Below are 13,358 nucleotides of genomic sequence, written 5' to 3' on the forward strand. Positions count from 1 at the left end.
ATCTGGAAATTGAACAATTACGGGGCCAACGGGTCATTACTTCGTCAACTGGGGGCGTAGTTAATGTCGGTTCGGATACAGGCTTGGGGAGTAATTGCTGCTGTGCTGGCGGGTTCGGACCCTGCCCAGGCAGCCACGCGTCAGCGTCTTAGTGACCGTCTCGACGAAAATCCGGGAGTACCTGAAAGAGCCCTGCTGGAACATCTGCTGGAAAGCCGGCACGAGGACAGCCTGGGCAGCGGAACCCTGGACACCGCCCGTGTGCCGTTTCCCCGGGATGCCATGCCGCCGCAGCTGCTTGAACGCCTCGACGCCATCCGCAGCCTTTCGAGGATCAGCGCCCTGCTGGAGAACCAGATGCTGATGACCGCCTTCCAGCCGATCTACGGCCTGGCGAGCAAAAGCGTGGTGGGCGTGGAGGCACTCTCACGGTTCGTCAGCGATGACGGCGCCGGTGCCGAACTGTGGTTCGCCGAGGCTGCGTCAGTTGGACTGGGAGCCAACCTGGAATTCTCCGCGCTGGGCGCCGCCGCGGCCGCAGCCGCAAATCTCCCGCCGCACCTCTATGTTTCGCTGAACGTCTCGCCGACGTCCTGCATTGATCCGCGGCTACCCGAATTGTTCGACCACATCGAACTGCCGGTGAACCGTATTGTGCTCGAATTGACCGAGGGCATTCCGGATGATGAATATCCGCATTTCATTTCCGCAATTACACCGCTGCGCGAGCACGGCCTGCGCATTGCCATCGATGATTCTTACTCCGGAGCCGGCGCACTGAGCCGGATGGTGCATCTGCGCCCCGATTTCATCAAGCTGGGACGCGACATCATCAGCGGCGTGGACGTAGATCCCACCCAGCAGGCGCTGGCTGCCGGCATGGTGGACTTCGCCGAGCAGATCGGCTCAGCTCTGGTGGCGGAGGGTGTGGAAACGCGCCAGGAACTCCAAGTACTGACGGACCTCGGCATCAGCGCCGGCCAAGGCTATCTCCTGGGCCGTCCGTCCGTCAGGCCCGAGGACTGGGCGGCCTGGAATACGGCCAAAGATCCGGACGGCCTCATCCGGCAGCTCCCCCAGGTGGAGAATGCTGCCCACGGCTCGCCGGGTGCAGCTGACAGCCACTGACCGCACTGGTGGCTGAGCCCGCCTGGTTTCGACAAGCCCAACCACCAATCCAAACTATTCGCTGTGCCCCTGGTCGCCGCTCATCTGGTCTTCGGCCGGCGGGGTCTCCCCGGGCGGGACACCGCCGCCCGGCTCCAGGCCGGTGATGTTCCCCTCCTGCGGATCGGGATTGGCCGTACTTGCCGAGTCCTTCGCCGTGCGCGCCCGGCCCGTGCCGGCGTCGGCGGTTTCCCTGGCTGGCTGGTCCGGGTTGCCGGGCTGGTCCGGATTGGCGGGATCATTTTCCGGATGGTAGCTGCTCATGGTGCTGGTTCCTTCCTGGACGGGCTGCGGCCTCTCCCTCAGCTCTGGACTAATTGTAAGCATGCTGATAATTCTGGAAGGGTGCCGGGATGGCAGAACGGGCCGTCCCCCCGACCAGAAGGAGTATCCACATGGGCATCGGCGACAGCATAGGCAAAGCAGCGGAAAACGCCATGGAAGACCTGGCGGGGACCTCGTCGCCCACGGAGAGCGCCAAGGTTCCGGAACCGACGGATCCGAACAGCGATGTTGAAGTCCACTCGTCCATCAGTGAAGGATCCAATGCGATGGAGGCGGAGAAGGAAAAGGCGCCCGGCCTGAAAACCGGCTCGGCCACCGGCCCGGTGTCCTCCCGGCCGGCAGAGCCGGCAAATGCCTCAGATGCCCCGGCCGGCAGCGCAGGACAGGGCGCCGGCCCTGCCCCTGTCGAAGACGCCGGGGACGCTCCGGACGCGCCCCGGGACGTTCCCGGGCCGGCGGGCCTCCCCGACGGCGACCCCGACGCCCTCCGCGCCGATCCCGGCGAGGGCGACGAGGATCCGTCCACGGGCATGGGCCGCAGCTGACTCTGCCTCAGGGAGTGGCCGGAAGGTTCAACGAGTGGCCGGAGGGTTTAGCCTTCCGGCCACTCCCCGCGTTCCAGCAGGACCTGTTTCAGGAGGTCGGCCCTGTCGGTCACGATGCCGTCCACACCGAGGTCCAGCAACCTGTGCATTTCTGCGGGGTCGTTGATGGTCCACACGTGCACCTTCAGGCCCATGGCGTGCGCGCGACTGACGTAGCCGGACGTGACTACCCGGAACCTGCCGTACCTGACCGGAACCTGGAGTGCCTGGACGTCCTTCAGTGGAGCCTGGAGCAGCCGCCGCAGCAGGGCAACGGGCAGCGGCCGCAGCAGCGCAAAGAGCGCATTCGTGGCGACCCCGCCCGACGACGCAACCGGGCGGCTGAGCAGTTTCAGCACCGCCCGGCGTCGGCGGTCCGAAAAGCTTGCCACGAGCACGCGGTCGTGGAGGCTGTGCCGCTCGATGCCCGCGGCGAGGCTGCGGACAGAGTTCCAGTCCTTCACGTCCAGGTTCAGCCTGGTGCCGGGAAAGGCGTGCACCAGGTCGTCGAACAGCGGCACCGGCTCCCGCCCGGCGATCCGCGCCGCAGCCACTTCGGCGGCGGTGAGCTCGGAGATCCGGCCGACGGCGTCCGTCACCCGGTCCAGCGTCTCGTCGTGGAAGAGCACCAGGACACCGTCGGAAGTCGTGTGCACGTCAGTTTCCAGGTACCGGCAGCCGAGGTCGACGGCGGCGCGGAACGCGGCCATGGAGTTCTCCAGCCCCTCCCGCGAGAAGCCGCGGTGGGCCATGGCCACGGGACGTCCGGGGTGCAGGAACGGAAAGGGCGCAGTCACAGTGTGAGCGTACCGCCGACGCGCCTTTCCCTCCGCGCAGTGACCAGTGGTGCCGCCTATTCCTGGAGGACAACCTCCACGCCGTCACTGCAGTGCAGCAGCGTACGGCCCCGGCCGCCGTCGAGGTCCACCCAGATGGCGGCATGGTCCCAGGTGATGGCATCCACGATGCCGCCCGTCTCGAAACCGGGCGTCAGGCGGACCAGGACGCGGTCGCCCTGTTTGAGCTTCTTCCAGTGGGCCGCCGGCACAGCCGGACGCAGCGGTGCCTCGGCCGCATCGTGCTTGACGTTCCTTGCCATGATGTCCCCTTGAGCCGTGGATCGGTGTCCACTGCAAACGGTAGGGCGGCAAGGTAAACGGCAGGTGAGCGCCAGCTGTGAAGAAACCCTTTACTTAGGGAAGCTTTACCCCAAGCGACGCGAGCCTGGCCTCGAGAACCTGGGCCACGCCGTCGTCGTCGAAATGGGGCGCCTGTTGTCCGGCCGCGCGGATGGCCTCCGGGTGGCCGCTGGCCATCGCGTATCCGTGGCCTGCCCAGCGGAGCATCTCGACGTCGTTGGGCATGTCCCCGAAAGCCACCACGTCCGCGGCGTCGATGCCCAGGGATTTGGCGTATTCGGCCAGGGTCACGGCTTTGTTGACGCCGGGCAGCGAGAGCTCCAGCATGGACACTCCCGGTGACGAGTGCGTGGCAGCGGCCAGGTGCCGGACGGCGGGTTTCACCTCAGCGAGGAAGCTGTCCGGGGTACCTTCGCGGACGATCGTCAGGAACTTAATGACGGCGTCATCCGGCGTTAGCGTCTCAGCCAGCGGCGCCGGCGTGAATTCGGCCAGCAGTTCGCTGGAGCCGTTTTCGATGAAACCGGGCTCGAGATGGAAGCCGGTCAGGGTTTCCGCGGCAAAAAGCGCTGTGGGCCGCAGTGCCTTGATGACGCGGCGTATCTCCAGGACCGAATCGATGCTGAGCGCCCGGGCGGATACCAGGCGGTTGTCCTCAAGGTCCCAGACAACGGCGCCATTGGAGCAGATCACGGTGCCCGTGTGGCCCAGCCGTTCTTCCAGCGGGTGCAGCCAGCGCGGCGGGCGGCCGGTGACAAAGACAAGTTCGACGCCGGCTTCCCGGCAGGCGTGGAAGGCCCGGACAGTGCGGTCGCTGATCTTTCCGTCGTGTCCGAGGATCGTTCCGTCAATGTCACTTGCTACCAACCGCATCATGCCAGTCTACGTGGATTGCGTGGACGGCTCTTCCTGCGCTGTGAAGCCCCCGGTCGCCGGACGGGCAGGACATCGTGGGACGCTGGCCTACGTTCTGACCCCACGCACGGTGCAACGTCATGATCGCGAGGCAGGTCCGCAGGCCGCAGTGACGAAGTCATAAATGCGGTGCCTGAGCACGTCACCGGTGTCTATCTTGAGGACTCCATTTCGCCCGCCTGCCCTGACGTGGAAGGGCAGCAGCGTTCCTATCTTGTCCTCTGCCACGGCGTGCGGATCACAGCGCGCCGGGCGGATGGCCAGACGCAGCTCCACCGGTGGACCGCCAGCGGATACCTGAACACCACTGGGCCAGGGCTGGGCTGTGTCTTCCGCTATCAGGGTTGTGCCGTCGATCCGGTCAATGGTCAGCACCTCCTGCCGTCCGCGAGCTGGCCCGGGGAGGATAAGGACACGCACGACGGCGGTTGTCCCGTCGTCTGAGACCGCCAGCTCCGGGGAGGGCTGGAAGGCGGCAACCTCCCGAACTGCCTTATCCAGGCACATCTCGCTGTTGTTCCGGGCAAGGACTCCAAACGGGTCCTCAACGGTGAGCGGCCCGGACACGTGGCCGTCGGGGCGGGTGCTCACCCGTACGGTGGGAGGGGCGTCTCCACTGCTGCTGCCGGTCCCGGTGCCGATGCTTCCGTCTATGCAACGGGGCTCCGGCAGGTGGGCGGGAAGGCTCTTTGGCTGCTTGGGCGGCAATACGGTGCCATCGGCGGGAGTGTGCCAGCTGATGCCAGAGCTAAACAGTGCGCTGTCCAGCTCTGCGTCCAGCACCGTCACAGGATTCGGGGTGTTGTTGGTGAGCTGGATTTCGATGATCCGCTTGTTGTAGTTGTCCCTGAACTGGTTGATGGAGGCGGTGAGAGCAGGAGTATCGCTCACTTCGGGCCCTGGCTGCGCGCCATCGCTGCTGCAGCCCTGAAGTGAAGGCAGGAGCGTCAGCAGGACAGCCGAAGCGGCCAAGGCATTGAGGTGTTGCCTCCGTCGAGCCAGCGGGGGGTGACTCATGCTTGTAGTTTAGGCCGCGGATTTTCCCTCGGTCATCGGCTCCGCACGGCTTCGTCCACTGCAACGCGAGCCGTCGCGGGGCACTTTGGGGGTGCCGGGCCGCGTAAATGACGGCCGCCGTAGTGCGTCAGTGGCCGGGATGGTCGCCCGCCGCCCGCTAAAGGGTCGGGAAGGGGTGGATTCGCGCTAAGAGGCGAATGCGATCTGCTCAGTGCGGGCGATGCTCCGCTGGATGGACGCCTGGTCTATGCCAAGGAGCGCCGTGAGCCACATCCCGTTTTGCACGACGGCAATGTCGGCTGCCCGCTCCCTGCATTCGTCGCTGGAAAGCTCGGGTTTGGCATTCCCTATCAGGGCCGCGAGTCCATCGAGATACCGGTCGAACGCTGCCGCATTAATCACGGCAAAGTCTTCGTGGGCTTGCGCAAGCGCCCAAAGATGGAGGCGCAGGGACAGATATTGTGTGGTCAGGAATTCGGGGCCAGCAACGCGCCGTAGGGCCTTTTGGAGCTGTTCGGCCGGGGGCGATCCCGGGTCCGGTGCGACCAGCCTCAGGTCGCTCTCGTCAATTCGGTTCAAGGCCGCACGGATCAAGCTCGATTTGTCTTCGAAGTAGTAGTTCACGAGTCCGAGCGCGACGCCGGCTTCGCGGGCCACTGCGCGCATATTGACACCTGAGATGCCGTGGCGGGACAGCAGTGCCAGTGCCGCTTCGAGGATGCGCGACTGCCTGTCAACCTGTTCGCCCTGTTCGCCTGGCTTCACGGTGCTTGTATCCACTTGGCCAGACTATGGCGAAAGCCGCGATGGTGCATCTCCACGAAAAGAAGACGTCCTGCGACGTTATTGGACGCCGGACTACGTTCTGTTGAGCGTCCGCTACGTCCGGTGAACGCCCGTGTCCTGCGCCGTTGTGACCCCTGGGGGCCGTCCGTAATCTCGTCTGCAGTACCCGCCCCAACAAAGGAATTCGCCATGGCAACACCGCAGGACAACGGTCCGCAGAACCCGCAAGGCTCCACCCGCATCGTGGCCGGCCAGTCCGCCACGCCCAAGCGCCCGCTCGGCCTGAAGGTCGGAATCGTGGCGGGCATCCTGGCCCTGGTCGGCGGGGGCGTCGCCGTCGCCTCCGCCGTCTCCGCCAACTCTCCGAGTGCAGGCACCTCAGCCGAGGCCGCTGCCCCGGCCGGCAGCCCCGCGGCGGAGCTGAAGCTGGGCTACTTCGGAAATGTGACCCACGCTCCCGCCCTGGTGGGTATCAGCAAGGATTATATCGCGGAGGAACTGGGCGACACCAGGCTCAGCACACAGGTTTTCAACGCCGGGCCCGCCGCGATCGAAGCCCTGAACGCCGGCGCCATCGACGCCACGTACATCGGCCCGAACCCGGCCATCAACTCGTTCGTCAAGAGTGGCGGCGAATCGGTGAACATCATCGCCGGCGCCGCCGCGGGCGGTGCGCAGCTGGTGGTCCGGCCGGAAATCACCTCCGCCGCGGGCCTTTTGGGCAAAACGCTTGCCTCACCGCAGCTCGGCGGAACCCAGGACGTGGCACTGCGCGCCTGGCTCGCTGCCCAGGGCTACAGGACCAACGTCGATGGCAGCGGCGACGTCTCCATCAACCCGACCGAAAACGCCCAGACCCTGAAACTGTTCCAGGACGGAAAGCTCGACGGCGCGTGGTTGCCTGAGCCCTGGGCCTCCCGCCTGGTGCTGACCGCCGGGGCCAAGGTCCTGGTGGACGAAAAGGAACTGTGGGACGGCTCGCTCGCCGGCAAGGCCGGCGAATTCCCCACCACCATCCTGATCGTGAACAGGAAGTTCGCGGCGGACCACCCGGACACCGTCAAAGCCCTGCTCCAGGGGCACGTGAAGTCCGTGGAGTGGCTGAACAGCGCCGCCGCGGATGAGAAGGCAACCGTCATCAACGCCGCACTGAAGGACGCCGCCGGCGCCGAACTCAAAGCCGATGTGATCGACCGGTCCCTGAAGAACATCGTCTTCACGGTGGACCCGCTGGCCGGGACCTACCCCAAGCTGCTGAAGGACGGGGTGGACGCCGGCACCACGAAGCAGGCCGACATCAGCGGCATCTTCGACCTCAGCGCCCTCAATGAGGTCACCGGGGAGAAGACCTCGGCTGCGGGGTTGGGTAAGGAGTAGCTTGGATAAGCGCCCAGGCATCCCGCCAAAAGCGTTGACCGGAGAGACAATAACGGTATGAGCTCAGACGAACAGCAGCCACCCGCCGCCGTGCCGCCCCCGCCGGAATCCCAGCCCACGGTTCAACGCAGCGAGCCTGCGCCTCCGCCCTCGCCCGCTAGGAAGGCTGCGTCCCCACGTGTCACCCGCGCCGCAGTCATCTGGAGTGCGGTGGCGGTCAGCCTCGCGGTGCTGGTGCTGCTGATCATCTTCTTTATCCAGAACCAGGACATGGTCGAGGTCAAGTTCCTTGGCTGGGAGGGCCGGCTTGCCCAGGGTGTAGCCTTCTTCATCGCAGCCGTCGGGGGTGGCATCCTGGTGGCGATCGCCGGTGGGGCCCGCATCCTGCAGCTCCGCCGTACCGAACGGCGGCGGCGCAAGGTTACGAACCTCTAGCAGTTGACCTCCTCCTCCGTCCCGCCGCCCTACTCCCCCGGAACCGCGTTCAGTTCCGCGCGGGTGGGCGGGTTGGCGCCGGGCCGCGAAACGGTGACGGCCGCCGTGCGGGAGGCGTGGGCCAGGAGGTCGGCCAGGCCCTCGGCCGGCAGCTGGCGCAGGTCCTTCCGGTTCTGCGCGCCGTCCAGGCCCCGGTCCACGATTCCGGACAGCAGCGCAGCCATAAACGAGTCTCCGGCGCCGACCGTATCCGCCACCTCGACTTCGGGTGCGGGATAGACAGCTTCTCCGGCGGCCGTGATGCCCCAGGGGCCCGCCGCGCCGCGGGTGACCACCACCATCGCCGGCCCCCCGGCACCGCCCAGGGACAGCCAGCGGCGGGCCGAGTCCAGCGGGTCCGCCTCGGGGTACAGCCAGGCCAGGTCCTCATCCGAGGCCTTGACCACGTCCGCGAGGGACACGAACTTTTCCGCCTGCCGCCGCGCGTAGTCCACGTCCGTGATGATGCTGGGCCGGCAGTTGGGGTCGAAGCTGATGGTGGCGGACGGGTGCGCGTATTCGACGGCGGCGAGGACGTCAGTTGCGCCCGGCGCCAGCATCGTGGCGATGGATCCGGTGTGCAGCAGGGTGGTGCCCTGCAGCATAAAGCCCAGCCGGTCGGCGATGCCGGGAAGCTCCCAGGTGAGGTCGAACGTGTAGGTGGCGGCGCCGTCGTCGTCAATCAGGGCGGTGGCCACGCTGGTTGGCAGGTCATCGGGGCCGAGCGGGAGCATCACCGAGCTGGCGCGGAGGTGCGCGGCCACGGAATCGCCGTAGGCGTCGCGGCCGTAGCGGCCGATGAACTGCACCGGATGGTCCAGGCGGGCCAGGCCCACCGCGACGTTAAGGGGGCTGCCGCCCACGTGGGCTTCGATTCCGGAGGCACGCTGGACAACGTCAACAAGGCCCTCGCCGATAACAGTGAGCATGGTCATACTCTGCCAGAGAACCGGCCGCCGAACACGCAGGCAACGCTTCACCTACTATGAAGATATGACATCCTACCTCCAGCAGCTGCGGGTTGCCTCACCAGACATTGAACACGTGCTCGCTGTCCGCGGCATCGGCGGCTACCGGCAATACCGGATTCCCGCCCTCGCCGTCTCGCGGAAAGGTACATTGCTGGCAGCCTACGACGGCCGGCCCAACCTGGATGACCTGCCCAGCCCCATCGACCTCCTGCTCCGCCGCAGCACTGACAATGGAATGACCTGGGGCGCCCAGCAGGTGGTGCGGACCGGTGGCGGCCTCAATGGTTACGGCGATCCCAGCCTCCTGGTGGACGCGGACACCGGACGGATCATCCTGTTCCACGCAGCCGGAACGCGCGCCGGGTTCTTTGAGGCCGCGGCCGGGCTCGAGCCCGCTGCCGATGTCCAGCACTGCGATCTCAGCCTTTCGGACGACGACGGCCTGACCTGGCGGCACCGCAGGATCACCGACCAGCTCAAGGTCCGGCCGCCGGGCCACTCCGCCAACCCGGATGAACCGGACATCACCGGCATCTTCGCCGCCGCCGGGCAGGGCATCCACATCCACGCCGGGCCTTTCCGCGGCCGGCTCGTGCAACAGTTTGTGGTCCTGGCGGGCGGCGAGATCATGGCCGCCTCCGCCTACAGCGACGACCACGGCGGGAACTGGACCCTCGGGGAGCTCATCGGCGCCCGGACGCACGGCTTCAGCCCCAACGAAAACAAGGTGGCCGCCATCCAGGACGGCCGGCTCCTGCTGCACAGCCGCGGCACGCCGCGCCGCCTTGCCGCGACATCCGACGACGGCGGGGAAACCTGGAGCGCCTTGCGCCCCGTCGAGGACCTTCCGGACCCGGGCGACAACGGGTCCCTGGCGCGCTTCGACTACCTGCCCGCCCCGGCCTTCCCGGGACCGGAAGCCGCCGTCGGGAACACCACCGGTTCCTGGCTGCTGGCAACCAACAACCACGACACAGCACTGCGGCGCAACACGGTACTCAGCCTGTCCACGGACAACGGACTCAGCTGGCCGGCGAAGCTGGTGCTGTGCCCCGGAAGTTCGGCATACTCGACGGCCGCCCGGCTCCCCGATGGCAACATCGGCGTCCTCCATGAGCGGCAGGGCTACCGGGAGATCGTGTTCGCTTCGATTCCTGCGGATCAGCTGACGGGCTGCCTTCCCGGCGCCGGAAACGCGCCTGCCGGGTCCGGCGGGGACGCGGGACTGCCGCCCGACGACGGCGCAGGCCTGGTGTTCGACATGGAACTGCGCTCCATCACCCCCGGACGCCCGACCGTCTGGCGGAACACCGGCGACTTCCATGTGATGGACTCCGGCGGCCAGGACTGGGGCGTCCACACGTGGAAGGAGATTGGCCAGGGCTACTCGGCCGAAGCGGCGCAGGTCATCGGCACGCGTGAGGCGCAGGACCTCAACTATGGCCCCATCATTCCCGGCTACAAGGCCGGTGACATCCTCGCTTTCACCGGCCGGGCATGCAACACGGGAACCGTGCCCGTCTCCGGCGTTCGGCTGGCCGGTCCTGGCGCAGACGCTTTCCCCGCGGCGGATCTTGGCGCCGGGGAGGAGGTCCTCTATTTCACACCCTGCTACACCGTCACGGACAGGGATGTGCGGCAGGGCTACGTTCACCTGGCGTTTGAGGTGGGAGGCGACCGCAGGGGCACTGCCGTGCGCCGCCGTCGGGCCTTCAGTTTCGATACCCGCACCGGCGAGGTCACGGGACCCAAGTGAGAGAGCATCCAGCGGAATGCTGCAGAAAGTGAGAGAGCATCCGGGGCCGCTGGAAGGGCGTGTGACCAAGTGGAGCTTGACGCGGGGATGTGATGGCCCTTACAGTCGTCTTATAGCTCGGACGTCCTACATCCGATAAACACCCTGGAATGGCGAGGCACCCTATGAACACGACTCTTAAGAACCTGCCGCTGGTCAATGACGCCAGCCGCCGGAACTTCCTCAAGCTGACCGGAGCCATGGGCGCCGCTGCAGCCTTCACCGCTTCCGTCGCCGCCTGCGGCAGCCCGGCAGCGACCACCACAACCGGCGGCTCCGCGAGCGCCGGTGCAGTGAACAAGGACCTCACCATCGAGGCGGGCATCTCCTACGCCCTCTCCACCGGATTCGATCCCCTGAGCTCCTCGGGTGCCACGCCGATGGCCGCCAACCTGCACATCTTCGAAGGCCTTGTTGAGCTGCACCCGGCCACCCGCGAACCGTACAACGCCCTGGCGGCAGCCGACCCCAAGAAGGTCAATGACACCACCTACCAGGTGACCATCCGGGACGGCGCCAAGTTCCACGATGGCTCTCCGGTCACCACCGAGGATGTGGCCTTCTCCTTCACCCGCGTGCTGGACCCGGCCAACAAGTCCCTGTTCTCCCAGTTCATCCCGTTCATCCAGGACGTCAAGCCCGTTGACGACAAGACCGTGGAGTTCACCCTCAAGTACGCCTTCCCCGGCTTCGGACCGCGCATCTCCGTGGTGAAGATTGTCCCCAAGGCCCTGGCCACGGACCTGAAGGCCTTCGACGCCGCTCCCGTCGGCACCGGCCCCTACAAACTCGTCTCCGCCGTCAAGGACGACAAGATCGTCTTCGAAGCCTTCGCCGACTACAACGGCCCCAAGCCGGCATTGGCGAAGGGCATGACCTGGCTCCTGCTCTCGGATGCCGCAGCCCGCGTCACCGCCGTCCAGTCCGGCCGCGTCCAGGCCATCGAGGACGTCCCCTACCTTGACATCGACGGCCTGAAGTCCAAGGTCAAGGTCGAATCAGTGCAGTCCTTCGGCCTGATGTTCCTGATGTTCAACTGCAACAAGGCCCCGTTCAACAACAAGCTGGTCCGCCAGGCCCTGCACTACGGCCTGGACAAGGACGCCATCATCAAGAAAGCCCTGTTCGGCAACGCCAAGGCCGCCAGTTCCTACTTCCAGGAAGGCCACCCGGATTACGTCAAGGCCAAGAACGTCTACGGCTACGACGCCAAGAAGGCCGAAGAGCTGCTGAAGGAAGCCGGCGTCACGAGCCTCGAATTCGAGCTGCTCACCACGGACACCGCCTGGGTGAAGGATGTTGCTCCGCTGATCCTCGAATCCTGGAACAAGATCCCGGGCGTGAAGGCCTCCGTGAAGAGCATCCAGTCAGGGGCGCTGTACACCGACCTGGTCGGTGCCGGCGACTACTCAGTGGTCGCCGCCCCGGGCGATCCGTCCGTCTTCGGCAACGACGCTGACCTGCTGCTGAGCTGGTTCTACTCGGGCGCCACCTGGATGGAGAAGCGGGCCTACTGGACTGCCCCGGAGCGGGCCAGGCTGCAGGAGCTGATGGACAAGGGCTCCCAGGCCGCCGGGGCGGACGCCAAGAAGATCACCGGCGAGATTGTGGACCTCGTGTCCGACGAACTCCCGCTCTACCCGATCTTCCACCGCCAGCTGCCCTCCGCCTGGGACGACAAGAAGCTCAACGGCTTCAAGCCCCTCCCCACTACCGGCATGTCGTTCATCGACGTCGGACGCACCGCCTAGCAACCCCTGGTTGCCAGGCACCACCAACTCGACGCAGCAGGGGGGCTGTGGCCCGCTGGCCATGGCCCCCCTGGGCCGAGAAGCACCACCCCGTGACGCGGCCCCACCGCGGCACACCCAACAAACCGGAGAACAAATTGGTCACGATATTGCGTCTGCTCGGCCGCAGGCTCGCAGCACTGCCATTGATGATCCTGGGCATCACCCTGCTGGTCTTCCTCGTCCTGCAGGCCGCTCCCGGCGACCAGGCCAGCTCAGCCCTGGGCGAAGGCGCCAGCGAAGAGGCGAAGCAGCAGTACCGCCAGGAAAACGGCCTGAACGACCCGCTGGTCGTCCAGTACTTTGCCTTCCTTGGCAAGCTGCTGCAGTTCGACCTCGGTGTCACCACCCCGCCGGCAAAGTCGGTGGCCTCCATGATCGGCTCCGCGTTTCCCCTGACGCTGCAGCTGACCTTCCTGGGCGTCATCATCGCGATCGTCCTGTCCCTCGCCTTCGGCATCCTCGGCGCCCTCCACCGGGACAAATGGCAGGACCAGCTGGTCCGCGTCTTCTCGATCGCCGCGATCGCCACGCCGTCGTTCTGGCTGGGCATCCTGCTGATCCAGTGGTTCGCCCTCGGTGCCAGCCCCATGTTCCCTTCGGGCGGCATCGCGACGCCGGAATCCGGCTTTGGCGGCTGGCTCAACTCGATGGCCCTTCCGGCCCTCGCCCTGGGCATCCCCGTCTCTGCCTCCCTGATCCGCGTGGTCCGCACCTCGATGGTGGAGGAACTGGACCGTGACTACGTCCGGACAGCCATCGGCAACGGCGTCCCCTACCGCGAAGTCGTCTCCAGGAACGTCCTGCGCAACGCCCTGGTCACACCGGTGACCGTGCTGGGACTGCGCGTGGGCTACCTGCTGGGCGGCGCCGTCGTGATTGAAATGATCTTTGCCCTGCCCGGCATGGGCCAGCTCATCCTCAACGGAATCACCAACCTGGACGTGAACCTGGTCCAGGGCGTGGTGCTCACCATCTCCGTCACCTTCGTACTGGTGAACATCGTGGTGGACCTCCTGTACCTGCTCATCAACCCCCGAATCAGGACGGTATAGCTC

The 13,358-nt window shown here is 66.3% G+C and carries 14 protein-coding genes; 7 read left to right on the forward strand and 7 right to left on the reverse strand.

Translation table 11 applies throughout. The features are described from left to right. Window positions 1–63 precede the first annotated feature (63 nt). Window positions 64–1,128 (forward strand): EAL domain-containing protein, encoded by a 1,065-nt coding sequence (locus AU175_RS09700; protein WP_066287990.1) that lies wholly within the window; start codon window positions 64–66, stop codon window positions 1,126–1,128. A gap of 54 nt (window positions 1,129–1,182) precedes the next feature. Here the strand turns inward: AU175_RS09700 and AU175_RS09705 are convergent, their stop codons facing one another. Next, window positions 1,183–1,431: a DUF6480 family protein gene (locus tag AU175_RS09705; RefSeq protein ID WP_066287992.1), complete on the reverse strand. Its 249-nt coding sequence runs from the start codon at window positions 1,429–1,431 to the stop codon at window positions 1,183–1,185. 131 nt (window positions 1,432–1,562) lie between these two features. Between AU175_RS09705 and AU175_RS09710 the strand changes: the two genes are divergently transcribed. Then, window positions 1,563–1,997, forward strand: a complete 435-nt coding sequence (locus AU175_RS09710; RefSeq protein ID WP_066287993.1) for a hypothetical protein — start codon at window positions 1,563–1,565, stop codon at window positions 1,995–1,997. A gap of 47 nt (window positions 1,998–2,044) precedes the next feature. On the opposite strand, the gene AU175_RS09715 is transcribed toward AU175_RS09710, so the two are convergent. The 5 genes from AU175_RS09715 to AU175_RS09735 form a co-directional block, all read right to left on the reverse strand. Beyond that, window positions 2,045–2,788: a glycerophosphodiester phosphodiesterase gene (locus tag AU175_RS09715; RefSeq protein ID WP_082979214.1), complete on the reverse strand. Its 744-nt coding sequence runs from the start codon at window positions 2,786–2,788 to the stop codon at window positions 2,045–2,047. A gap of 101 nt (window positions 2,789–2,889) precedes the next feature. Then, window positions 2,890–3,135: a hypothetical protein gene (locus tag AU175_RS09720; protein ID WP_066288001.1), complete on the reverse strand. Its 246-nt coding sequence runs from the start codon at window positions 3,133–3,135 to the stop codon at window positions 2,890–2,892. A 94-nt stretch (window positions 3,136–3,229) separates the two neighbouring features. Further along, a complete protein-coding gene (locus tag AU175_RS09725; RefSeq protein WP_197497064.1) occupies window positions 3,230–4,048 on the reverse strand; it encodes an HAD family hydrolase in 819 nt (272 codons plus the stop codon). A 120-nt stretch (window positions 4,049–4,168) separates the two neighbouring features. Continuing rightward, window positions 4,169–5,107 carry a hypothetical protein gene (locus tag AU175_RS09730; protein WP_066288004.1) on the reverse strand — a complete coding sequence of 313 codons (939 nt, stop codon included), beginning with the start codon at window positions 5,105–5,107 and terminating at the stop codon, window positions 4,169–4,171. Between the two features lie 186 nt (window positions 5,108–5,293). After that, a complete protein-coding gene (locus AU175_RS09735; protein WP_066288006.1) occupies window positions 5,294–5,887 on the reverse strand; it encodes a TetR/AcrR family transcriptional regulator in 594 nt (197 codons plus the stop codon). Between the two features lie 195 nt (window positions 5,888–6,082). Between AU175_RS09735 and AU175_RS09740 the strand changes: the two genes are divergently transcribed. Both AU175_RS09740 and AU175_RS21295 read left to right on the forward strand, forming a co-directional pair. After that, window positions 6,083–7,270: an ABC transporter substrate-binding protein gene (locus tag AU175_RS09740; RefSeq protein ID WP_066288009.1), complete on the forward strand. Its 1,188-nt coding sequence runs from the start codon at window positions 6,083–6,085 to the stop codon at window positions 7,268–7,270. A gap of 57 nt (window positions 7,271–7,327) precedes the next feature. Further along, a complete protein-coding gene (locus AU175_RS21295) occupies window positions 7,328–7,705 on the forward strand; it encodes a LapA family protein (protein WP_082979081.1) in 378 nt (125 codons plus the stop codon). Window positions 7,706–7,734: 29 nt separating this feature from the next. Here the strand turns inward: AU175_RS21295 and AU175_RS09750 are convergent, their stop codons facing one another. Next, entirely contained in the window at window positions 7,735–8,679 is a 945-nt protein-coding gene (locus tag AU175_RS09750; protein ID WP_269449479.1) for a carbohydrate kinase family protein, read from the reverse strand. 58 nt (window positions 8,680–8,737) lie between these two features. On the opposite strand from AU175_RS09750, the gene AU175_RS09755 reads away from it, so the two are divergent. The 3 genes from AU175_RS09755 to AU175_RS09765 all read left to right on the forward strand — a co-directional run bounded on the left by AU175_RS09755 (window position 8,738) and on the right by AU175_RS09765 (window position 13,355). Next, a complete protein-coding gene (locus AU175_RS09755; RefSeq protein WP_066288011.1) occupies window positions 8,738–10,471 on the forward strand; it encodes a sialidase family protein in 1,734 nt (577 codons plus the stop codon). 149 nt (window positions 10,472–10,620) lie between these two features. Next, window positions 10,621–12,261, forward strand: coding sequence for an ABC transporter substrate-binding protein (locus AU175_RS09760; RefSeq protein ID WP_066288012.1), 1,641 nt, complete (start codon window positions 10,621–10,623; stop codon window positions 12,259–12,261). Between the two features lie 137 nt (window positions 12,262–12,398). After that, a complete protein-coding gene (locus AU175_RS09765; RefSeq protein WP_156642381.1) occupies window positions 12,399–13,355 on the forward strand; it encodes an ABC transporter permease in 957 nt (318 codons plus the stop codon). The last annotated feature ends 3 nt before the right edge of the window (window positions 13,356–13,358 follow it).

This window comes from Arthrobacter sp. B6 (genome assembly GCF_001663775.1).
Lineage (GTDB): Bacteria > Actinomycetota > Actinomycetes > Actinomycetales > Micrococcaceae > Arthrobacter.